This is a genomic window from Collinsella sp. i05-0019-G5 (assembly GCF_042851345.1).
Lineage (GTDB): Bacteria > Actinomycetota > Coriobacteriia > Coriobacteriales > Coriobacteriaceae > Collinsella.
In genome coordinates, this window is the sequence record NZ_AP031421.1 from 537,289 (window position 1) to 557,818 (window position 20,530).

Consider the following 20,530-nt stretch of genomic DNA (forward strand, 5'->3'; position numbering starts at 1 on the left):
TTCTCTGGGTCCTTGTAGAACTCGCGCATCATGGCGGCGCACTCGTCGCACATGGCGCGCTGTATCGGGGTCATTCGCCCGCGACGCCCGGCAGAAGCAGCGGGGCGTCCTCGTAGGCGACCTCACCGGTATCCCTATCCACGAACATCACCTCCTGGTCGTCGTACACGTGGATGTTGAGCATCCGACCGGTGAACTCCACCAGCTTCGGGATGGAGTCCCTGTGCGCCGGGTCGAGCTCGAACTGCAGCACGCACTTGCCGCCCTTGACGTTGAGGGCGGTGAACCCCCCCCGTACGGTCACCTCGTTCAACATGGCCGCCTCCTAGTTCTCTCGGTCGTCGAAGGCATCGTCGCGCGCGATGCTGCTGAAGTCGGTGCTCCAGCCCTTGCCGTTGACGCTGAACCGCACCGAGTCGTAGACGTTGAACTGCACGCCGCCCATCTCGAAGCACGTCATCATGTCGGCCTCCATCAGCTTGATGGACTCGAGCTCGAAGCCCCACGTGCGCGCGATGCGGCGCTTCAGGCTTCCCTTCGTCTCCTCCATGCAGCCGTTCTCCGCCTGCTCGAAGTCGATGGCCATGCGGTCATTGCCGTTTGCGATGATGCGCAGCAGCTCGCTGGCGGTATCCGCGTCGATGTTGGCCTGGTTGCTTGCGTTGGTCACGGTGTGTCTCCTTTTCTGATAGGTAAATCTAATTACAGTTTGAAGCGAAAAAAATTTCTTCGGGTTTGTAGCCCAAGAAGTCGGCGGCCTTTTTAGCTGTCTCGATGCGCATACGGTCGGGGTGGTCTTCATAAACATCGTATGTAGGTCCTGAAATGCCCAGATGTTCAGCCATTGCCTTCTTGGTTACGCCCTTGCTCATGCGCGCCTGCTTGAGTGACTTCATACTCCCTCCTTTCTGTCCATAACTGTAATTAATCTTCAGAACACGGTCAAGATTAATTTTGGTAAAATTGAAAATAAATTTAAGTCCTGGAAGGAGTTAAGATGCCGATATCCGACAACATAAAGAAGTTACGGCAGATTTTCGACGTTACACAGGATGAACTGGGTGAGATTGCAGGTGTGACAGGTAACGCCGTTTCGCAGTGGGAAAATGGCCGCTCCGAACCCCGTATGGGAGCTATTGAGCGCATGGCGGCCTGCTATCAGATTAGTAAGTCACACCTTATAGAAGACGGCGGAATGGATCAGATTGACCCCGTGACCAAAAAGCCCAAGGGCAGCTCCTATATGCCCGCCGGTGCCATGCCCGTGGTGGCCAGCAGCGCCACCGTGCCGCTGCTCACGTTGGGCCGCGTGCACGCAGGCGCGCTCGTGGACGAGGAGGAGGTGGCCCACCGCGTGGAGGTGCCCGCGTCCATATGCGCCTCGCACCCGCGCGCGTTCGCCCTCGAAGTCGAGGGCAACTGCATGGACCGCGTGATACCGGAGGGCAGCCACGTGCTGGTGGACCCCGACCGCCAGCCCGCCAACGGCTCCATCGCCGTGGTGGAGACTGAGGACTACCGCGCGGTCATGCGCCGCTGGTACAAGGGCAGCACCAAGCTGATGCTGTCGGCGGATAGCTTCGAGGACTACGAGGACATGATTTTCGGCATGGACGACGGCCCCGTGCGCGTGGTGGGCACGGTCGTGTGGTTCCAGGCCGCCAGCGAGATGGAGTAACCATGGGCTTGTTTGATTTCCTGCATGCGTCGAAAGCGGCGCGAGATGAAAAGCGCGCCATGCGCGAGTTCGCTGATGAGAAACGCAAGGCGGAGCAAAAGCGCCGCGCAGAGGAAGAAGCCCAGCGCGCCGAGGAGGCTCGTATCCTGCGTGAGCACGAGGTGCCGCCCGCCATGGTGTGTCCGGAATACGACTTGGGGCCGTTCCCGTTTGACAATAAGCCGTACCTATGCCATACGGTGGTCAAGTACGAGCGCGATACCGGTCAGGTGTTTGCCGACGAACGCTTTTATTATGGCGATGCGGATGCGGTTGCGGCTGTGAAGGCGAACGTGGCGAAGTTGGAACACATGCTCACGCCCGCTGTCACAGGCGTGCCGTCATTGCCGAGTCTCCGCACGAACTTCGCGCGAATTGAATCCGTTGATTCGGTCGTGAAGGTCCCGGAAAACCGTGTGATGTTGAGCCTTCACCCGTTGACGAAGACGGGGAAAAACGCCAAGTACCCGGTGGAGGTCTTCTTCAACTCGTACGGCAAGAACGATAATGGCTCGCACGGCACCGTGTCGTACATTCGCGACGGATCGATAGGGAAGGCCGTTATCCATTACTGGCGCAACCATGTGTACTATGGCGCGTATTTCAAGATTATCGACGGTGCTATAGCCTTGAATGTGCTGAATTACAGGGCAACGCCTAACGATGACCCCGTAGAGCTGTACAGGGCGTAGCCATGGGCGGACGTGCGGCGATATATGCCCGCTTCTCAAGCCACAACCAGCGCGGCGAGTCCATAGAGATACAGGTTGAGAAGTCGCGGGCGTACTGCGAGGCCAACGACCTGCGCGTGGTGGCCACGTACTGCGACTTCGCGCAGACGGGCACCAACACCGACCGTGCGGAGTTCCAGCGCATGATGGCAGACGCCAAGCGAGGGCTGTTCGACTTCGTGGTCATCTATAAGGTGACCCGCATCATGCGCAACCGCGACGAGATGGCCATGGCGCGCATCATGCTGCGCCGCTGCCGCGTCGAGATACTGTACGCGGGCGAGGACATTTCGGACGGCTCGGCGGGCGTGCTGCAGCTGGGCATGCTGGAGGTGCTGGCGGAGTACGAGAGCGCGCTCGACGGCGAGCGCATACGCGACGGCATACAGAAGAACGCCGAGCGGTGCATGGCCAACGGCTGCGTGCGCTACGGCTGGGACATAGTGGACGGGCGCTACGTGGTCAACGAGGAGGAGGCCGCCGCCATCCGCCTGGGCGTGCGCATGGTCTTGTCGGGCAAGTCGGTGGCCGACGTGGTGCGCGCCTGGGAGCCGTACCGCACCAAGCGCGGCGGCAAGTGGCGCTTCCAGACGGTGCGCCGCATACTGATGCGGCGGGAGAACGGCGGGGAGTACCGCTACGCGGGCGTGGTCGTGCCCGGCGGCATGCCCGCCATCGTTCCCATGGATGACGAGGAGAGGGTGATACGGATGCTTGAGGACTCGCACAGGCCCCGCGCCAAGACCGAAGCGTGGGACTTCCCGCTCACGGGCAAGCTCTACGACGGGCGAGACGGCGGGCTGATGACCGGCACCAGCGGAACGGGCAAGTCGGGCAGGCCCTATCACTACTACCGCTGCCGCAGCTGCGGGCGCACCGTGCGCCGCGATGTCGTGGAGAAGCGCGTGGCCGACGCCGTGCGCGAGGCCCTGGGCAGCGCCGACAGCCGCGAGCGCATCGCTCGCATGCTGGCCGACGCCGAGGAGGAGCGCGCCGACGAGAAGCCCTTGAGCGAGACCATAAAGGGCGAGCTGGCCAAGATCGAGACGGCGTTCTCCAACATATGGACGGCCATCGAGTCGGGCATCGCGCCGCCGGGCGGCAAGGAGCGCATAGACGCGCTGAAGCAGCGGCAGGCGCTCCTCAAGGACGAGCTGCGCACGGCCGAGGCCCTTGAGGCCGCCCGCCTTGACTACGACCGCGCGCTGTTCTGGCTTGAGGGCATGGCCGCCGCCGAGGTGGACGACGCGCAGCTCCTGCGCACGTTCGTGGCGCGCGTGGTGCTGGGCGGCCCCGACGATGACGACGGCCTGCGCGTGGCATTCACGTTTGACGATTCTGCTGGCTTGGGCGATAATCCGTCGCTGCCTGGCGCTATAGGTCCAGGTGGCGAGGTGTTCGACCGAATGAACGCCAGCTCCACCATAAGCAACAGACAGGTAGATATTCGTATCTGCCTGTCTTTTTATTTCTAGTCCGTACCGCGGAGAATCGAACTCTGTGCAGGGCGCGGGCGTAAAGAAAACGCGTAAGCGTTTTTAGCCCGCGGGCGAGGACGCCGGTAGGCGGCCGAAGCCGGTGCGTATTTGCGAAGTAAATACGCGGATTCTCCGCGCAATGCCTCAGCCCAAAACAGATGCGATGTCGATCGGATGACAGCCGACAATGCCCCCGCGCCAACGTCATCTCTACCCGCGGAGAATCGAACTCTATGCAGGGCGCGAGCGTAAAGAAAACGCCTTGGCAACGCAGACCGGGACGCGCTTTCCCAATGGCGGCCCAGGCGGAAAGCGTGTCCCGGAATCCGCGCTCAGACTGGGACGTAGTTTCCGGATGGCGCCTCAAGCGGAAACTGCGACCCGGAATCCCGCCGTAGAGTGGGACATGCTTTCCCAATGGCAGCTCAAGCGGAAAGCGCATCCCGGAATCTAAGCTCGGAATGGGATTCATTTTCCTGATGGTGGGCTCAGCGGAAAATGAGACCCGGAATTTGCTCTGAGAACGGGACACACTTTCCGCTTCACCTGCCGCCTCGAAAAACCTGCGCTCTCACCATCCCAAAACTGGGTAGAAGAAAGCCAAAACGCAATCGCAGGAGGTCAACATGACTGCAGAAGATAAGGCAAAGAACGCCGGCAAGGTCGCGCTCGTCCTGGAGGGCGGTAGCTTTCGCGGGCAATTTACCGCAGGCGTGCTCGACGTCCTCATGGAGGCTGGTGTCGAAATCCCGGCGGTGTACGGCGTCTCGGCCGGCGCCCTCAACGGCGTGAACTATAAGTCGCACCAGATCGGCCGTGCCAACCGCATCAACCTGGCTTTCTGCAACGACAGTCGCTTCATGGGCGCCGCATCGTTTGCGTCCACGGGCTCTATTGTGGGTTACGACTTTATCTTCAACGATGTCCAGGACCGCCTGGACCCCTTTGACAACGAGACGTTCGACGCGAGCCCCATCGAGATGTACGCCGTCGCGACGGACATGCTTTTTGGAACCGCCGCGTACCTGCCGGTCAAAAGCGCCGTGCTCGATCTCGACGCTGTGCGCGCATCGACGTCGCTGCCGCTGGTGACGCCGCCGGTCGAGATTGACGGGCACAAATACGTCGACGGCGGTGTGGCCGATTCGGTTCCTATCGAGCACGTGCTGGAGGAGGCGGGCTTCGATCGCGCGGTTGTCATTGTCACGCAGGACCGCTCGTACGAGAAAAAGCCCTACGAGTTTATGCCTGCCGCGCGCGCCCGCTATGCCGACTACCCCTATCTGCTCGAGGCTATCGAGACGCGCCACGACCGTTACAACATCCAGCGCATGCACCTGTGGAAGTATGAGCGCGAGGGCCGTGCGTTGGTCGTCGCTCCGCAAAAGCCGGTCGAGGTCGGCCATGTCGAGCACGATTCGGCAAAGCTTTTGGACCTGTATATCCAGGGCCGTCAGGAGGCAAAGCGTCTGCTCGCGGAAATCCAAGAGTTCGTTGAGCGCTAACGACGGCGAACCCTCAAAAAATGGCAACAGCTAAAGAGCTGGAAAATCACGGCTCGTGGATGACATGTGCAGAAACTCTGGTCGGAGCCAAAATACCTGTTGACTCGTACGGCGAGCGGGGTAATATGGACGGGTTACTTGCAGAGCCCCGTGAATCTCTGTAACAACACGTACTGTACATGGAGGAGTCTAAGTGATTTCGAAATCGACTCACTACGCCAAGCAGGGCGAGGTCCAGCGCAACTGGGTTCTCGTTGACGCCGATGGTGCTGTCCTGGGCCGTCTTGCCACCCAGATCGCAATGATCCTGCGCGGTAAGAACAAGCCCCAGTTCACGCCCAACAGCGACTGCGGCGACTTCGTTGTCGTCATCAACGCCGATAAGGTCCAGCTTACCGGTAACAAGGCCGATACGAAGACCTATTATCGCCACAGCGGCTACAACGGCGGCCTCAAGGCTGAGAGCTTCCGCCAGGCTATGGAGAAGCACCCGGAGAAGGTCATCGAGCGCGCCGTTCGCGGTATGCTGCCCAAGACCACCCTCGGCCGTGCCCAGATGACCAAGCTTAAGGTCTACGCTGGTGCCGAGCATCCGCATGCTGCCCAGAACCCCACGAAGATTGAGCTGGAGGCTTAAAGATGGCTGAGAACACCGTTGTCTACCAGGGTACCGGCCGTCGTAAGAACGCCGTCGCCCGCGTCCGTCTCGTCCCCGGCACCGGCAAGGTGACCATCAACAAGCGTGACGCCGAGCAGTATTTCGGCCGTCATCAGCTCGTTGAGAACGCCCTTGCTCCCTTCAAGGTGACCGACACCGCCGGTCAGTTCGACGTTATCGCTCTGTGCGATGGCGGCGGCATCTCCGGTCAGTCCGGCGCTCTGCGCCTGGGCATCGCTCGCGCTCTTCTGAACGCTGGCGACTACCGTGCTGACCTCAAGAAGGCCGGTTTCCTTACGCGCGATGCTCGCGTGGTCGAGCGCAAGAAGTACGGCCTCAAGAAGGCCCGCCGCGCTCCCCAGTTCTCCAAGCGCTAAGGTTTTATCTCCTTTCGAGATACAATGTACAAGCGGGGCCTGCCGATTCCTCGGCGGGTCCCGCTTTTCTTTTTCGACTAGGGTGGGCGGTTGCATATCGCCTACTAGGGAAGGAGCGATCCTATGCCCCAGAACATCTTCGGCACCGATGGCGTCCGTGGCGTCGCCAACGCCGATCTTTCGTGCGACCTCGCGTTTCGCCTGGGCCGCGCGGCGACCAAGTTTCTTGGTCCGGACATCTGCATCGGCCGTGACACGCGCCTTTCGGGCACCATGCTCGAGAGTGCTCTGACCGCCGGCATTATGGCCGAGGGCGGCCGCCCGCACTGCTGCGGCGTTATCCCTACGCCGGCCGTGGCGCTGCTCACCGTCCAAAACGAGCTCGATGGCGGCATCGTCATTTCTGCTTCGCATAATCCGCCGGAGTTCAACGGCATCAAGTTCTTTAGCCGCAAGGGCATGAAGCTTCCCGACGCGGTTGAGGAAGAGATCAGCGCCTGGGTCATGTCCGAGGAGGCCATGGCTGCCGACACGCTGCCGACCGGCGCCGGTGTGGGTCACATCATCAAGATGAAGGACGCCCGCAAGGCATATGTCGATCATGCCATCAGCACGCTCGACGGCCTTAAGCTCGACGGCCTGGTTGTTGCCGTCGACTGCGGTCACGGTGCTTCCTGCCAGACCACGCCCGCCGCGCTGCAGCGCCTGGGCGCCACGGTCCATGCCATCAACACCGATTACTGCGGCACTGACATTAACGTTGAGTGTGGCTCCACGCACCTTGAGCCCCTGCGCGAGCTCGTGCTGCGCACCCATGCTGACATCGGTCTGGCCCACGACGGCGACGCCGACCGCGTGCTGTTCGTGGACAGCGAGGGCAATGAGATCGACGGTGACTACATCCTGGCTATCTGCGGATCTGACCTCGCCGCTCGCGGCAAGCTCGCCAACTCCGAGATCGTCTCGACCGTCATGTGCAACCTGGGCTTCTCCATCGCTATGAAGGAGCAGGGCTTCGAGATGGTCCAGACCGCCGTGGGCGACCGCTACGTTCTGGAGCGCATGCTCGCGGACGGCGCCGTCATCGGCGGCGAACAGTCCGGCCACATCATCTTCCTGGAGCACAACACCACCGGTGACGGCCTGGTGACGGCTCTGCAGCTGCTGGCCGTGCTCAAGCGCACCGGTCGTACCCTCACCGACCTTGCCGGCATCATGAAGAAGTACCCGCAGGTGCTCGTCAACGTGCATTCCGACAACAAGGCTGGTCTGGACGATTGCCAGCCCATCTGGGATGCCGTCGCTGCTGCCGAGAAGGAGCTTGACGGCCGCGGCCGCATTCTGGTGCGCCCGAGCGGTACCGAGCCGCTGGTCCGCGTGATGGCCGAGGCCGAGACGCACGAGCTGACCCAGCGTGTTGTCGACGACATCGTCGAGGTTGTCAAGCGCGAACTTCCCTAATGGTCAAAAACGGGTGCCAAGTGGTAAACTGTTAAAGCTATTTTGGTTGATTGGTATGTCCGAGGGGGATCATGTTCACTAAAGTCCTAAGGTCTTTTGGTATGCGTGGTCGAGTCCTTACGCTGGATGCTCCCATCTCGGGCGACGTCATTCCGTTGTCCGAGGTCAATGACCAGACATTTGCCACCGGCCTTTTGGGCCAGGGCGTGGCGATTCAGCCTACGGGTACGCGCGTGATTGCGCCGGCAGACGCCAAGGTCGAGGCCATTTTTCCCACGGGACACGCCGTTGCGCTTAACACGGTCGATGGCTTGGACGTGCTTATTCACGTTGGTTTGGACACTGTTCAGCTCGAGGGCAAGCACTTTACCGTACATGCGCAAGTGGGTGACATCGTCCATAAGGGCGATGTACTCATCGAGTTCGATCGCGAGGCAATTGCTGCCGAGGGCTACGATGTGACGGTTCCCATCTTGGTGTGCAACTCCGTTGAGTTCTCGAGCATTAAGGGCTCCGTTGGAGAGCACGTCGAGGAGATGGACCAACTCATCGTCGCTCGCGAGCGCTAGTGAGCGCGCTCGGCCTTTAGCCTACAATTCAAACACGTTTACGGAGGGCGCCCTTGAAAGAGGGCGCCCTCCGTGGCAAGATGGGAAACGTCCGAGGCTAAACAGCTTTGGGTCACCGTGGACGGGCAGGGGCCTCGACGCGGCTAGACACGAGACACATACATTACGCGACCTCGCCCTGGTGGCCGCACACGTTGGTTGCGGCCGACGCGGGCCGCGGGCAAGTGCTTGTAAGGGGAGCCTTGCCTCTTTTGTACGAGAAAGGACGCGTAATGAAGATCATTAAAGCTAAAGACTACGAGGATATGAGCCGTAAGGCCGCCAATATCATCTCGGCCCAGGTTATCCTCAAGCCCGATTGCGTACTGGGTCTTGCCACCGGCTCCACCCCGATTGGCGCCTACAAGCAGCTCGCCGCTTGGTACGAGAAGGGCGACGTCGACTTTGCCGAGGTCAGCACCTACAACCTGGACGAGTATCGCGGTCTTTCGCACGACGATCCCCAGAGCTATCACTACTTTATGCGCGAGAACTTCTTCGATCACATCAATATTGATCTGAACAACACGCACGTGCCCGATGGCTCCAACCCCGATGCCGCTGCTGCCTGCTCCGAGTACGACAAGATCGTCGCTGCCGCCGGTTACCCGGATCTGCAGCTGCTCGGCATTGGTAATAACGGTCATATTGGCTTTAACGAGCCCGATGACCACTTCTCCAAGGGTACGCACTGCGTCGATCTGACCGAGAGCACCATTCAGGCCAACAGCCGCCTGTTCGACAGCATCGATGATGTGCCCCGTCAGGCTTACACCATGGGCACCCAGACCATCATGTATGCCCGCATGATCCTGGTTGTCGCCAACGGTGAGGCCAAGGCTCAGGCTGTGCACGATATGTGCTATGGCCCGGTTACGCCCGAGTGCCCCGCTTCGATCCTGCAGCTCCACACCAATTGCGTCGTCGTTGCTGACGAGGCCGCTCTTTCGCTCTGCGAGTAACGCGACCAAGCGATCTTACATAGCTTTCCAAAAGGCCCTCGCTTTGCGGGGGCCTTTTTAGTGGATGCGGGCCGTAATGTGTGCATGACGGAAACCTTGCCACATGCTTGGCGAGTGGGCTCTAAATCATGAGATTCATTCCGTACCAGATTCTATGCACATTTGCCACTATAGAGTCGCAAGCGGTAGCGAGGAATAGGCGAGTTGCGCAACTCAAATAAAAACAGACGACTGCGCTACACTGCAAATTGGATGGGACATGCTGGCAAGCGCATTGACCTGCGCAAAGACCTATTGGTCGGGGGATAAATTACCATCGGGCCTCGCTGTACAAAAACTTGCCAAACACGTACCGGCAGACAACCAAAAACTCTAAGTCGCGCTATTCACGGGGTGGCTCATATGGTCCTGCAGCTACGGTGTCCATATGGTCGAGTTGAGGAGCAGGCATGGTAAACGATCTGGGCAATACGGACGACCTCGAGTTGATGCCGACGGGCGGCGGCTATATGGTGCGGCGCGATCGCTTGATGAACGAGCTCATCGTTAAAGGGCGCAAGGCAGGAATCGTTCTGCTTTACGCGCCCGACGGGTTTGGTAAGACGTCGGTATTGCTGCAATACGTGCAGGAAGTTAAATCGGATCCCACGCGAGGGCCGGTTCGGATAATCGAGGCCGACCGCGCGATTGGACGCGAGCTCTTTATGCAGCTCGAGGTTGTCGCCGATGAGCTTAAGGACAAACCGCATTCGCTCGTTGCGATCGACAACGTGCCCAATCTCGAGCAGCGCGAAACAGAGGACCTCATCGATCGAATCCGCAGCTTACGTGCTACGGGGACGGGGGTCTTTATTACTTGCCGCCCCTCCAACCGATTGCTTATCCACGGGTTGGGCGATTCTGTAAAAGTCAATGCGCAGATGCTCAAGGTGCACGCCTATGAGTATTCGTCATGGGCTACGGCGTTTTCGATCAGTACATCGCTCGATTTTTATCGGCTCACGCAGGGTGTGCCAGAGCTGGTATCTGCCCTGCAGACGGGAATGTATGGACAGGGCGATGTTGCCGGGTTGCTCGAGAACGAAATCGTCAACGTGTACGGTGCGGCGCTGGCAGATCTCGCATCGCTCGAGAACAACCTGTTGTTTACCGTTGCCTGCTTGATGGTGCTGATGGGCGAGGGTCGCATTGCGGAGCTAGAGGCGTGCGGTGTAAGGCTTTCGATGATCGACCAGTCCATCTTTGTGCGCGATTATCCGTTTTTTGGCGTGGATCCGTCTGATCGCACCTTTAGGTGTTTGGGCGCTAAGGACAACGCGCGCCTGAGGCTGCGAAAGCTCGTTGCCGAGATCCGTCCCGAACTTGTATCGCGGGCTGCTCGCATTTTGATTAAGGCGGGCCGATGCGATTTGGCTATGGACCTGGCCGATGCGTTCTTGGACCGCCATGTGGTGTTGGAACTTGCCGGGCAGTATGGGGCCGATCTTGCCCTGACCGGGCACGGAGGGGACATTTGCCGCGCGGCGACGGCGATGGTCAATGCGGAAAAGCAGGAGAAAGAGCCGGCACCCGCCGAGGCGCTCGGCGTGTATCTGGCGGCTGTCAGCGTGTGCAATACAAAGCTCGCAAGGTATATGGCGTCCGTTATCGAACGTGCGGGCGATCAGGCGGCGCGCGAGCTCGACCCCGCTACCTGGAAAATAGCACAGGCGCTCACTATCGCCTTTTACGGCGACAATGACCTGGGGCTTCCCGCCAACCCTGTTGTGCAAGAACAGACATCCTGCGAGGTGCTCGACATGCTGTCCGCGCATATCGAGGTCAAGCGCCACCTAACCGAGCGAGCGAAAGACGGCAATGTTCTCGCGAAGCTCAAGGCGCGCAAAGCCTATGATTGCGAGCTCGACATCGCGGGGATTCTCATACAGGCCGACCATATGCTGGTGGAGCTGTTCGACGGCTCGTTTGCTAAACCCGACGAGCGCGATGACAAGATGGCGCAGATACTCGAGGCGCTCGATATCCGCGGGCTTAAGGCGCCATCCATTTGGCTGCGTATGGTGCTGGCGGCGCGGCGCCTGCTCGCGGGCTTGCCCGTGACCGACGATGTGGCGTTTGGCGAGCTCGACCGCTTTGCGGTGCGTGTTCGCGACAATCAAATTCAGCTGTTTGGGCTATTGCTGGAGGGCTGGCAATCGCTGGCGGAGGGGCGGCCAGTCAACGCAAAGTTCCGTGCGGTCCAGGTGCTCAAGCTCGCCGACGAATCGATTACGTACATGCGCGAAAACGCTTTGCTGCTGGAGCGCGTGGCGTATCTGCGCAATACGTCGCTGGTATCGGTTCGCGAAGAGGCGGAGCTGCTCGATATTAGCAAGACGCAGGTCGGTGGCTCAGAAGCCTGGGTCGTGGCGCTGCATTTGGCCTGTGCGGGCCGAGACAGCGACCTTGCGGCCTGGATGTCCATGAATCGTGCGGGGATTCTAGAGCCATCGTATCGGCTCTTTGCGCGCCTTGCCATGCATTGTCTGGGCGAGCCGGCGGGCAGGATACGCAAGAAGCTTCCCGTGCGCGAGCTGTCGCGGTACTCGCTGCGCGACGATTTGGAAGGGGAGGGCGAGCGTCTGTTCCAGGCTGGCGAGGTTGAAGCCGTTGATACCATCGACCATATCGAGATTCGCATGTTTGGTGCGTTTCGCGCCGAGCGCGACGGGTTTCCCATCACGGACAAAATGTGGCGCCGCAAGAAGGCGGCGACACTTGCCGAGCGGCTTGCGCTGGGCATGGATGCGCTCGTCGATCGTGAGACGCTGGCCATGGAGCTGTGGCCCCATGCCGAGTTCAATAGCGCCCGCAACAACCTGTACTCGACGATATCGCGCTTGCGGTCGGCCTTGGGGCCGACGCCAGACGGCAAGTCGTGCGTGCTCATCCAAAATGAATGCATCGGACTCAACGGCGACTACGTCAAGACCGATGTACGGCTGTTTGACCAGATAAGCCGCGAGGTTTTGGGAAATCGCACGGGTGCGCGCGGGCCCCATTTAGTTGAACTGTGCCTTAAGATTGAGCAGCTTTATGCCGGACCGCTGTATGTTCCCAATGGCTGTAATCCCACCTACTTTTTGCGTATGCGACGCATTATGCAGTCAAAGTACATCGATTGCATGATTAAGGGGGCCAATGCCGCTCTAGAAGAAAACGATCTGCAGTCGGCGATTTGGCTGGCGGAGTCGGGGCTTCGGCAGGAAACGGCGCGCGAGGATATGGTGCGCTGCGCCATGCGCGTCTACAGTGCGGCGGGGCGGCGGCGCGATATCGTCGAGCTATACAGCGGGCATATGCACCATCTGAGGGAGCAGGTCAATGGCGTGCCCGAGCCCGAGACGCGGCGTCTATACGAGCGCTTGGTGGAGGGGCGGCTCAATCGCGTGCTGGTCGAGCGATAAAAAACGGGCGCCCAAAGTACTTGGGCACCCGTAAGCTTGCTATGTGTTGGCTCGCCGGATCATTGGCTCTTAGACGAGCTTGATCTTCTCGATGTCCTTGCGTGAGGACTCGCGATACAGCGAGAACTTGCGGCCGATGACCTGGACGACCTCGGCGTGGCAGCGCTCAGCGAGCTCTTCGGCGGCCTCGCGGGCAGAAAGGCTGGAGCCGTCCAGCACGGAGCACTTAACGAGCTCGTGCTTCTCCAGGTAGGCAACCGTCTGCTCGACGGTGCCCTCGTTGACATCGGACTTACCGATGATGATGGCGGGGTTGAGGTGATGGGCCATGCTGCGAAGCTGCTTGACCTGGGCTCCTGTCAGTGCCATGGGTTCTCGCTTTCTATGTATGGGGCGCCCCGCAATGGGGCCTTAATCTACGTGAGCTGTCCCACGATAGCGCAGGAACGGCGCGGTGTGGAGCGCGTTTGCCCAGTTCGCAAAGAATGCGGATGCCGGGCGGGAAGACGATGCAAGCTTTAGATGGGCTACGGGCGGGGTATGGAGACCGGCTCCCATGCAATAAACGCCCAACGGACCTTGCGGACGTGGTCGAGCATGTAACGCCCCTGCGGTACGCCCTTGGACCCTGGCTCGCCGGCATGGGGATTCTCAATCATATGCTGAGCGACGTAGTCGCGTAGACGGTCAATCTTATCCTCGTTACCGTGCTCGAGCATGCGGGAGAAGTCCGCCACTCCCGCCTCAAGGCTATCGAAGGTATCGCGACGAGGCGATTCAAAGTACGTAACCTGCGGCAGGGCGCCCATCTGAATGAGGATATTGAAGGCATACACAAAGCCATTACTGCGGGTAACCGAGGCACCGATAGCGTTCATCAGGTGCAGGTCATAGCGCGGGCTGGAGTTGGCGACCATCGTGACAGCACAACGCCGACGAGCCGTACGATCAAGCTTGGCAAGCGCGCCTTTTAGGTTGGTCGTGGTGACAGAGCGACTGGCAAAGGCAACATCTACCGCTTTCGCGACCGGTCCAACCAAATTCCAGTCATCATCCCAAGCAAGCTCAAGCGGCGTAATAAGATCCTCGAGCCCGTAATACTCAATGCCGGCATCAAGCGTGCCCAGCATGGCGGGGGAGAAATCAGCCGCAATCACAGGATGCCCGTCTTGCGCAAGCGGAATAGCAATCGACCCAGCCCCACACCCCATATCAAGCACCGATTCACCAGGCTCAAGAGCCAGCAATTTCATAAAATCCCGGGCATACGGAGCAGTCTCAAGAGGTCGAAAATGTCGAGCCCGCTTATCCCATTCAAAAGAATCATCAGCCCGATGCCGAGCGGCCTGCAGACGCATCCACTCCTGATTCCAATCAGCAGAAAGAAGCTCAGAGCGAGCATCCCCATCAACCACGGGCTAACCTCCTAGCAACAAAAAAGCGACTCCCCCCCAAAAGAAGAGCCGCAACCAGCATATATCAGAAAGAACCGATCCAACGCCAAACCGTCGCACCAGCCTAGTGGTGCAGGAGCGAAGCAACTGCAACCGGGATAGAGCCCAACCGAGGTCCCGTTGTGCGGGAGCCCCGGGGAGGGCAAATATATAAGGTCGATCGCGAGTTCCGCACGAGCCGGAGAGCACTTAATGTGCTCTCCGTGCGAGTCAGGACTGTCCGAGCAGGCGACCTTATATATTTGCCCTCCCCGGGGCTCCTCGCCAGTCCCCCTCAGCTAGTTCTTCAGCGAGTTCAGCGGTGCCGGGAAGCGTCCACCACGGTGGGCAAGCACGGTGCCGGCGTTGGGGTTCACCGGCATGATGGGCGCACGGCCAAACAGGCCGCCGTACTCGACGCAGTCGCCCACGCCCTTGCCGATGGCGGGAATCACGCGCACGGCCGTGGTCTTATTGTTGATGACGCCGATGGCCATCTCGTCGGCGATGATGCCGGCGATGGTCTCGACCGGGGTGTCGCCGGGGATGGCGATCATGTCCAGGCCGACGGAGCACACGCAGGTCATGGCCTCGAGCTTCTCGAGCGAAAGCGCGCCGGCCTCGACGGCGGCGATCATGCCGGCGTCTTCGGACACGGGGATAAAGGCGCCCGAGAGGCCACCGACGCTGGAACTGGCCATGACGCCGCCCTTCTTGACGGCGTCGTTGAGCATGGCGAGCGCGCAGGTCGTGCCCGGGCCACCGCAGGTGCCCACGCCGATAATCTCGAGGATGCGAGCAACGGAGTCGCCAATGGCGGGCGTAGGCGCCAGCGACAGGTCGACGATGCCCTTCTCGACACCCAGTCGATGGGCGGCCTCGCGGCTCATGAGCTCGCCGGCACGGGTGATCTTAAAGGCGGTCTGCTTAATCTTCTCGGCGACTTCCATCATCGAGGCGGAGTCGGGCAGCTTCTCCAGGGCTGCCGCCATAACGCCGGGGCCCGAGACGCCAACGTTGATGACGGCGTCGGCCTCGCCACCGCCGTGGACGGCGCCCGCCATAAACGGGGAGTCCTCGACCATGTTGGCAAAGCAGACAAACTTGGAGGCGCCAACGGAATCCTCATCTGCCGTAAGCTTGGCGGCATCGATGATGGTCTGGGCGGCCATGAGCACGGCGTCCATGTTGATGCCGGCACGCAGGCTGGCGACGTTGACGCTGGAGCAGACGCGGCTGGTGGTAGCGAGCGCCTGGGGGATGGACTGGATGACGCGGCGGTCGGCGTCGCCGATGCCCTTCTGAACGAGCGCGGAGAAGCCGCCCAGGTAATCGATGCCGAGCGTCTCGGCCGCGCGGTCGAGGGCATGCGCGATGGGGGTGAGGTCCTCATCCTTGCAGCATGCGGCGATCTGCGCCACCGGGGTGACGGAAACGCGCTTGTTGACGATGGGGATACCGTACTCGCGCTCGAGGTTCTCGGCGGTCTCGACCAAGTGCTCAGCCGTGTGCGTCACGTGGTCGTAGATCTTCGTGCACATGCGGTCGAGGCTCTCGTCGCCGCAACCCATGAGCGAAACACCCATGGTGATGGTCCTGATGTCGAGGTTCTGCTCCTCAACCATGCCGCGGGTTTCCGCGATTTCTGCGGGCGTGATCGCCATCCTTGCACTCCTATCTGCCAAAACGAGCATAGCCTTATCTATTCTAACGTGCCGCACGTGCCAAGTGGCGCGTGCGGCACGTTTTGGTGCTCGGTTGTTTCCGTTGTGTTACTGCCCAAAGACCTCTTCGGCGATGCGCGCGCTTTCGGCGGCATCCTTGGCGTAGTAGTCCGCGCCGATCTGCTTGGCGTATTCGGGGGTGAGCACGGCGCCACCTACGATGATCTTGACGCCCGGAACCTCGGCATGGAGCAACTTGATGGTCTCCTCCATAGCGACGACCGTGGTGGTCATAAGCGCCGAGAGGCCGACGAGCTTAATGTCGCGCTCCCGTACGGTCTTGAGTACCTCTTGCGGGTCGACGTCGCGGCCTAGGTCAAAGACGGTGTAGCCGTAGTTATCGAGCAGCATCTTGACGATGTTCTTACCGATGTCGTGGATATCGCCTTTAACGGTGGCCACGCAGATCTTGCCCTTGTCGGCAATCTCGCCGGCGGGCATCAGGCGCTTGATGGTGTCAAAGCCCACACGCGCGGCCTCGGCCGAGGCCATAAGCTGCGGCAAGAAGAACTTGCCCTGGTCAAAGAGGACGCCAACCTCGTCGAGGGCGGGGATAAAGTGATTGTTGATGAGGTCCATGGCGTCATGGTCTGCCAGCAGACGCTCGGTCTCGGCCGCGATTTCGCCCTTGCGGCCCGAGACGACCATGCGACGAATCGGGTCGTCGTTGCCGTCGGTGCCGGTGGTGCCAGCAGCGGGCGCGGCGTCGGTCGATACCGCCTGAGCCGCCGCCGGATTCGCGGCGATCTTGTACGGATCGGTCCAGCCGGCGTAGCGCTCGATGTATCCGGTCGAGCCCTCGTCCTCAACGCTCAGCACGCGATAGCTGTAGACGGTATCCATAAAGCGCTTGGAGCCCGGGTTCATGATGGGGGCGTCCAGGCCCGCGCCAAAAGCGGCAGCCAAAAAGACCGAGCCCAGCAGCGGGCGGGCAGGCAGACCAAAGCTGATGTTCGACACGCCGAGCGCGCATTTGACGCCCAGACGCTCCTTGCACAGGGACATGGCGCGCAGGATCTGTTCGGCCTGGCGTTGATTGGTCGAGGCGGTCATGACCAGACAGTCGATGAGGATGCGGTCCGGGCCGATACCGTAGCGGGCGGCCTCGGCCACGATGCGCTCGGCGATGGCGAAGCGAGCTTCGGCGGTATCGGGGATGCCGCCTTCATCGAGCGTGAGGCCGACGACGTTGGTGCCGTAATGGGCGACCAGCGGAAAGATCTCATCCATGATTTGCTGTTTGCCATTGACCGAGTTGATGATGGGCTTGCCGGCGTAGCGGCGCACGGCTGCCTCGACGGCTGCGGGGTCGGTGGAGTCGATCTGCAGCGGCAGCAGCGTGGAGCCCTGGAGCTGCTCGGTCGCCTGCTGGATGATCTTGACCTCGTCGATCTCGGGCAGGCCCACGTTGACGTCCAGGATGTCGGCGCCCTGTTCCTGCTGGCTGATGCCCTGGCTCACGACGTAGTCCAGGTCGCCGTCGCGCAGGGCCTGTTGCAGGCGCTTTTTGCCGGTGGGATTGATGCGCTCGCCGATGACGGCGATTTTGTGGCCGTCACAGGGAAGGTCCACGACCGTCTGGGCGCTCGTGGCCGACATGCTGGGCTTGCGGCGGCGCGGGCTGGGCGTGTGGTTGTCGATAAGCGTGCGCAAGGCCGCCATATGCGCCGGCGTGGTTCCGCAGCAGCCGCCCACGACGCTCACGCCGTCCTCGATCATGCCGGCGACGGCCTCGGCGTATTCGGGGGCCTGGATATCAAAGACGGTATTGCCGTCGTCGTCCACGCGGGGCAGTCCCGCGTTAGCCTGCACCATAACGGGCTTGTCGGTAACGGTGAGCATACGTGCGGCGAGCCCTCGGAGCTCGGCCGGGCCCTGGCTGCAGTTGATACCCAAAACGTCGGCGCCGATGGCGTCGAGCGTGATGGCGGCGACCTCGGGGCTCGTTCCCAAGAAGGTGCGACCGTCTTCCTCAAAGGTCATGGTGGCAAAGACGGGCAGGTCGGAGTTCTCGCGGCAGGCGAGGACGGCCGCCTTGATCTCGGCAAGGTCGGTCATGGTCTCGATAATAAAGAGGTCCACGCCCGCGTCGACGCCGGCGCGCACCTCCTCGGCAAAGAGGTCATAGGCCTCGTCGAAGCTCAGGGTGCCCAAGGGGCGAAGCAGCGCGCCGATGGGGCCGATATCGCCGGCGACGTAGCGGGCGCCGGCCTCGCGGGCGCAGGCGACAGCGGCGGCAAAGACATCTGCCACGGTGGCGGCGCCGTCGAGCTTGTGGGCGTTGGCGCCAAAGGTGTTGGCGGTGATCACGTCGCAGCCGGCCTCGACATACTGACGCTGGATATCGGTGATAACCTCGGGCTCCTCAAAGTTGAGCAGCTCGGGCAGGGCGCCGGCCTTCATGCCGGCAGCCTGCAGCATGGTGCCCATGCCGCCGTCAAACAGCAGGTGCCCCGTGCCCTCGATGGCGGCGCGCAGGCGATCGTCCTTAATGCGCAGGTCGTCGATCGTGCGTGGCTTGTACACAGCGCCGTTGCAGCGTGCGGCATTGACGGGCGCCGCCAGCGCGGCACCATCCGAATTATGAGTAATAAGCGGGGTGAACATCGGGGGCTCCTAGTGGCTGGAATAGCAGGTGGTGTGGGCGGCGCGGAAGCGGCAGTGCTCGCGCATGCGGCAGATATTGCAGGTGGGGCGACTCTGGGCGTCGTGGACTTTGCCGTCGAACAGACCGATCACCGCGGTCACGCTCTTGGTGGGCATGAGCAGGCTGGTGGGCGTGACGGTAAGGCCGATGAGCCGCGTGGCGTTGAGCGCATCGACGATCGAGCGCTGGGCCGAGAGCGGGCAGTCGCCGTAGCCGGGGCTAAAGCGCCAGTTGCCGGCGAGCCCGTGTGCGGCGGCCGCAGCCTTGGCCTGCTGGTCCATCTGCTCAACGGCGGCTTCTACATAGGCAGAGCACGCGGCGTCGAGCACGGCTCCCTCCAGGGGCTGCTGGGCTCCCGTGGTGCGCAGACGACGCTCGGCGTCCATGCCGAGGGTGCATGCCATGAGTGCGGCAAAGCGGGCGTCTTTGAGGTGGCGATAGATATCGCGACCGCGCAGCTCAACGTTGGTGCCGACCAAGCGAATGCAAGGCTCACTTTGTTCGTCCACGCCCGTGGCATCGACGGCAAACACGCGGCGCACGCCACGGGGCTCAATGTCCAGTTCCAGACGTTCAACGACAAGCTCAATACGTCGTGACAGTTCGGGCTCAATCTGCTGGCCGCCGTAACCCAGATACCGCAGCATCTCGGCACGGTCGACACGGGGATGGTGCGCGGCATCGACACGGTAAAGCGCCGGCGACGCAAGGTCGGCCGGCACTTCGACAGCGGTTGTATCGATGTGCGGTTTTTCCATTACCCCAGGCGCTCCATAATGGTCGCGGCGATCGCAGGACGGTTCATAGTGTACAGGTGCAGGCCGTCGGCGCCGTGCTCCTTGAGGTCGCAAAGTTGGCGGGCGGCATAATCTACACCGGCTGCCTGCAGGCTCTCGGGGTCGTTCTCGTACTTGGCGAGAATCTTGATGACGGGGGAGGGCAGCGACGCGCCGCACATAAAGACCATGCGGCTGATCTGGGACTTGCCCATAAACGGCATGATGCCCGCGGTAATGGGCACGGTGATGCCGACCTTGTCGGCAAGCTCGCGGAAGCGGTAGAAGCACTCGTTATCAAAGAAGAGCTGCGTCACAAAGAAGCTTGCGCCGGCGTCCTGTTTTTGCTTGAGGTGTTCGACCGAGAGGTTGAGATCCTCACAGGCAATGTGGCCCTCGGGGTAGGCTGCGGCGCCCACGCAAAAGCCGGCGTCGACGAGCTCGGGGATGAGGTCGCGGGCGTAGGCGTAGTCGGAGGCGGGCTTGTCGTCCTCGGTCGCGCCGGCAGGGAGATCGCCACGCAGGGCCAGAATGTTTTCAACGCCGGCGGTGCGATACTCGTCGATCTTGGCGGCGATGTCGGCGTGGGTGCGGCCCACGCAGGTGAGGTGTGCCACCGAGGGCGTGTCGAATTCGCTCGAAATCATATGCGCGATGGGGGCGGTGGTGGCACCGTTGCCCGAGCCGCCGGCCGAGCAGGTGACCGAGACAAAGCTCGGCGAAAGCTTGCACAGATTGCCTGCCACTTCGCGAGCCGTGTCGAGGGTGAGCTCGCCCTTGGGCGGGAACATCTCAAACGAAACGGGCGCGGTGCCCTGGGATGCTGCCTGCTTAAAAACCTCGTCGACGCGCATATCGTGCTCCTCTAGATACGTAATAGTGTGATGTGTTGTAAGGATTCTACAGCACCACTGTGTCACGGTGGAGTTTCACTCGTTATTCGGGGATACCAATCAAAGATGCCTTGCTATCGGCTTTCTCTATAACAGAGCGGCTAATCTAGGCAC

19 protein-coding genes and 1 pseudogene are annotated in these 20,530 nt (G+C 61.2%); 11 read left to right on the plus strand and 9 right to left on the minus strand.

Annotation, left to right across the window (positions count from 1 at the left end; all coding sequences use genetic code 11):
* Window positions 1–70: 70 nt before the first annotated feature.
* Genes ACGHIZ_RS02375 through ACGHIZ_RS02385 form a run of 3 tightly spaced genes read right to left on the minus strand, consistent with a single transcriptional unit; the run spans window position 71 to window position 896 of the window.
* Entirely contained in the window at window positions 71–316 is a 246-nt protein-coding gene (locus tag ACGHIZ_RS02375) for a hypothetical protein (protein WP_390448875.1), read from the minus strand.
* Between the two features lie 9 nt (window positions 317–325).
* A complete protein-coding gene (locus ACGHIZ_RS02380) occupies window positions 326–670 on the minus strand; it encodes a hypothetical protein (RefSeq protein WP_390448878.1) in 345 nt (114 codons plus the stop codon).
* Window positions 671–698: 28 nt separating this feature from the next.
* Window positions 699–896, minus strand: coding sequence for a helix-turn-helix transcriptional regulator (locus ACGHIZ_RS02385; RefSeq protein ID WP_117637851.1), 198 nt, complete (start codon window positions 894–896; stop codon window positions 699–701).
* Between the two features lie 101 nt (window positions 897–997).
* Between ACGHIZ_RS02385 and ACGHIZ_RS02390 the strand changes: the two are divergent.
* The 11 genes and pseudogenes from ACGHIZ_RS02390 to ACGHIZ_RS02440 form a co-directional block, all read left to right on the plus strand.
* Window positions 998–1,111, plus strand: a pseudogene (locus ACGHIZ_RS02390) (helix-turn-helix domain-containing protein); the annotation flags it as partial.
* A gap of 84 nt (window positions 1,112–1,195) precedes the next feature.
* Window positions 1,196–1,678, plus strand: coding sequence for a LexA family protein (locus ACGHIZ_RS02395; protein WP_390449854.1), 483 nt, complete (start codon window positions 1,196–1,198; stop codon window positions 1,676–1,678).
* A 2-nt stretch (window positions 1,679–1,680) separates the two neighbouring features.
* The gene (locus tag ACGHIZ_RS02400; protein WP_390448880.1) at window positions 1,681–2,409 is read left to right on the plus strand and encodes a hypothetical protein; all 729 of its coding nucleotides are present in this window, start codon (window positions 1,681–1,683) and stop codon (window positions 2,407–2,409) included.
* Between the two features lie 2 nt (window positions 2,410–2,411).
* Window positions 2,412–3,923 (plus strand): recombinase family protein, encoded by a 1,512-nt coding sequence (locus ACGHIZ_RS02405; protein WP_390448883.1) that lies wholly within the window; start codon window positions 2,412–2,414, stop codon window positions 3,921–3,923.
* 629 nt (window positions 3,924–4,552) lie between these two features.
* Complete coding sequence (locus tag ACGHIZ_RS02410) at window positions 4,553–5,431, plus strand: patatin family protein (protein ID WP_138114202.1); 879 nt, start codon at window positions 4,553–4,555, stop codon at window positions 5,429–5,431.
* A gap of 193 nt (window positions 5,432–5,624) precedes the next feature.
* A complete protein-coding gene (rplM, locus tag ACGHIZ_RS02415; RefSeq protein ID WP_022094635.1) occupies window positions 5,625–6,068 on the plus strand; it encodes a 50S ribosomal protein L13 in 444 nt (147 codons plus the stop codon).
* A 2-nt stretch (window positions 6,069–6,070) separates the two neighbouring features.
* Window positions 6,071–6,466: a 30S ribosomal protein S9 gene (rpsI, locus tag ACGHIZ_RS02420; RefSeq protein WP_022094634.1), complete on the plus strand. Its 396-nt coding sequence runs from the start codon at window positions 6,071–6,073 to the stop codon at window positions 6,464–6,466.
* A 123-nt stretch (window positions 6,467–6,589) separates the two neighbouring features.
* Window positions 6,590–7,927, plus strand: a complete 1,338-nt coding sequence (gene glmM / locus ACGHIZ_RS02425; protein WP_117862485.1) for a phosphoglucosamine mutase — start codon at window positions 6,590–6,592, stop codon at window positions 7,925–7,927.
* 101 nt (window positions 7,928–8,028) lie between these two features.
* Window positions 8,029–8,496 carry a PTS glucose transporter subunit IIA gene (locus ACGHIZ_RS02430; protein WP_320676340.1) on the plus strand — a complete coding sequence of 156 codons (468 nt, stop codon included), beginning with the start codon at window positions 8,029–8,031 and terminating at the stop codon, window positions 8,494–8,496.
* A gap of 272 nt (window positions 8,497–8,768) precedes the next feature.
* Complete coding sequence (gene nagB / locus ACGHIZ_RS02435) at window positions 8,769–9,497, plus strand: glucosamine-6-phosphate deaminase (RefSeq protein ID WP_117583336.1); 729 nt, start codon at window positions 8,769–8,771, stop codon at window positions 9,495–9,497.
* 449 nt (window positions 9,498–9,946) lie between these two features.
* Window positions 9,947–12,943, plus strand: coding sequence for a BTAD domain-containing putative transcriptional regulator (locus tag ACGHIZ_RS02440; RefSeq protein WP_138111634.1), 2,997 nt, complete (start codon window positions 9,947–9,949; stop codon window positions 12,941–12,943).
* A gap of 69 nt (window positions 12,944–13,012) precedes the next feature.
* Here ACGHIZ_RS02440 and ACGHIZ_RS02445 read toward each other — a convergent pair whose 3' ends face one another.
* The 6 genes from ACGHIZ_RS02445 to ACGHIZ_RS02470 all read right to left on the minus strand — a co-directional run bounded on the left by ACGHIZ_RS02445 (window position 13,013) and on the right by ACGHIZ_RS02470 (window position 20,377).
* Window positions 13,013–13,312: a YhbY family RNA-binding protein gene (locus ACGHIZ_RS02445; protein ID WP_006234690.1), complete on the minus strand. Its 300-nt coding sequence runs from the start codon at window positions 13,310–13,312 to the stop codon at window positions 13,013–13,015.
* Window positions 13,313–13,470: 158 nt separating this feature from the next.
* Window positions 13,471–14,196: a methyltransferase domain-containing protein gene (locus ACGHIZ_RS02450; RefSeq protein ID WP_138111637.1), complete on the minus strand. Its 726-nt coding sequence runs from the start codon at window positions 14,194–14,196 to the stop codon at window positions 13,471–13,473.
* A 479-nt stretch (window positions 14,197–14,675) separates the two neighbouring features.
* A complete protein-coding gene (locus ACGHIZ_RS02455; protein ID WP_138111640.1) occupies window positions 14,676–16,040 on the minus strand; it encodes a PFL family protein in 1,365 nt (454 codons plus the stop codon).
* A 108-nt stretch (window positions 16,041–16,148) separates the two neighbouring features.
* Window positions 16,149–18,707: a homocysteine S-methyltransferase family protein gene (locus ACGHIZ_RS02460; protein WP_217495600.1), complete on the minus strand. Its 2,559-nt coding sequence runs from the start codon at window positions 18,705–18,707 to the stop codon at window positions 16,149–16,151.
* Between the two features lie 9 nt (window positions 18,708–18,716).
* Window positions 18,717–19,505, minus strand: coding sequence for a hypothetical protein (locus ACGHIZ_RS02465; RefSeq protein ID WP_138111643.1), 789 nt, complete (start codon window positions 19,503–19,505; stop codon window positions 18,717–18,719).
* Complete coding sequence (locus tag ACGHIZ_RS02470) at window positions 19,505–20,377, minus strand: methylenetetrahydrofolate reductase (protein ID WP_138111646.1); 873 nt, start codon at window positions 20,375–20,377, stop codon at window positions 19,505–19,507. The genes ACGHIZ_RS02465 and ACGHIZ_RS02470 overlap by 1 nt, the downstream gene beginning before the upstream one ends.
* Window positions 20,378–20,530 lie beyond the last annotated feature (153 nt).

Excerpts from the sequence above, each read along its gene's own strand:
- ACGHIZ_RS02375 (WP_390448875.1), bottom strand. The coding sequence starts at position 316 with ATGTTGAACGAGGTGACCGTACGGGGGGGGTTCACCGCCCTCAACGTC.
- ACGHIZ_RS02385 (WP_117637851.1), bottom strand. The coding sequence starts at position 896 with ATGAAGTCACTCAAGCAGGCGCGCATGAGCAAGGGCGTAACCAAGAAG.
- ACGHIZ_RS02395 (WP_390449854.1), top strand. The coding sequence starts at position 1,196 with ATGGATCAGATTGACCCCGTGACCAAAAAGCCCAAGGGCAGCTCCTAT.
- ACGHIZ_RS02400 (WP_390448880.1), top strand. The coding sequence starts at position 1,681 with ATGGGCTTGTTTGATTTCCTGCATGCGTCGAAAGCGGCGCGAGATGAA.
- ACGHIZ_RS02405 (WP_390448883.1), top strand. The coding sequence starts at position 2,412 with ATGGGCGGACGTGCGGCGATATATGCCCGCTTCTCAAGCCACAACCAG.
- ACGHIZ_RS02410 (WP_138114202.1), top strand. The coding sequence starts at position 4,553 with ATGACTGCAGAAGATAAGGCAAAGAACGCCGGCAAGGTCGCGCTCGTC.
- rpsI (WP_022094634.1), top strand. The coding sequence starts at position 6,071 with ATGGCTGAGAACACCGTTGTCTACCAGGGTACCGGCCGTCGTAAGAAC.
- glmM (WP_117862485.1), top strand. The coding sequence starts at position 6,590 with ATGCCCCAGAACATCTTCGGCACCGATGGCGTCCGTGGCGTCGCCAAC.
- ACGHIZ_RS02430 (WP_320676340.1), top strand. The coding sequence starts at position 8,029 with ATGCGTGGTCGAGTCCTTACGCTGGATGCTCCCATCTCGGGCGACGTC.
- nagB (WP_117583336.1), top strand. The coding sequence starts at position 8,769 with ATGAAGATCATTAAAGCTAAAGACTACGAGGATATGAGCCGTAAGGCC.
- ACGHIZ_RS02440 (WP_138111634.1), top strand. The coding sequence starts at position 9,947 with ATGGTAAACGATCTGGGCAATACGGACGACCTCGAGTTGATGCCGACG.
- ACGHIZ_RS02445 (WP_006234690.1), bottom strand. The coding sequence starts at position 13,312 with ATGGCACTGACAGGAGCCCAGGTCAAGCAGCTTCGCAGCATGGCCCAT.
- ACGHIZ_RS02450 (WP_138111637.1), bottom strand. The coding sequence starts at position 14,196 with ATGAAATTGCTGGCTCTTGAGCCTGGTGAATCGGTGCTTGATATGGGG.
- ACGHIZ_RS02455 (WP_138111640.1), bottom strand. The coding sequence starts at position 16,040 with ATGGCGATCACGCCCGCAGAAATCGCGGAAACCCGCGGCATGGTTGAG.
- ACGHIZ_RS02460 (WP_217495600.1), bottom strand. The coding sequence starts at position 18,707 with ATGTTCACCCCGCTTATTACTCATAATTCGGATGGTGCCGCGCTGGCG.
- ACGHIZ_RS02465 (WP_138111643.1), bottom strand. The coding sequence starts at position 19,505 with ATGGAAAAACCGCACATCGATACAACCGCTGTCGAAGTGCCGGCCGAC.
- ACGHIZ_RS02470 (WP_138111646.1), bottom strand. The coding sequence starts at position 20,377 with ATGCGCGTCGACGAGGTTTTTAAGCAGGCAGCATCCCAGGGCACCGCG.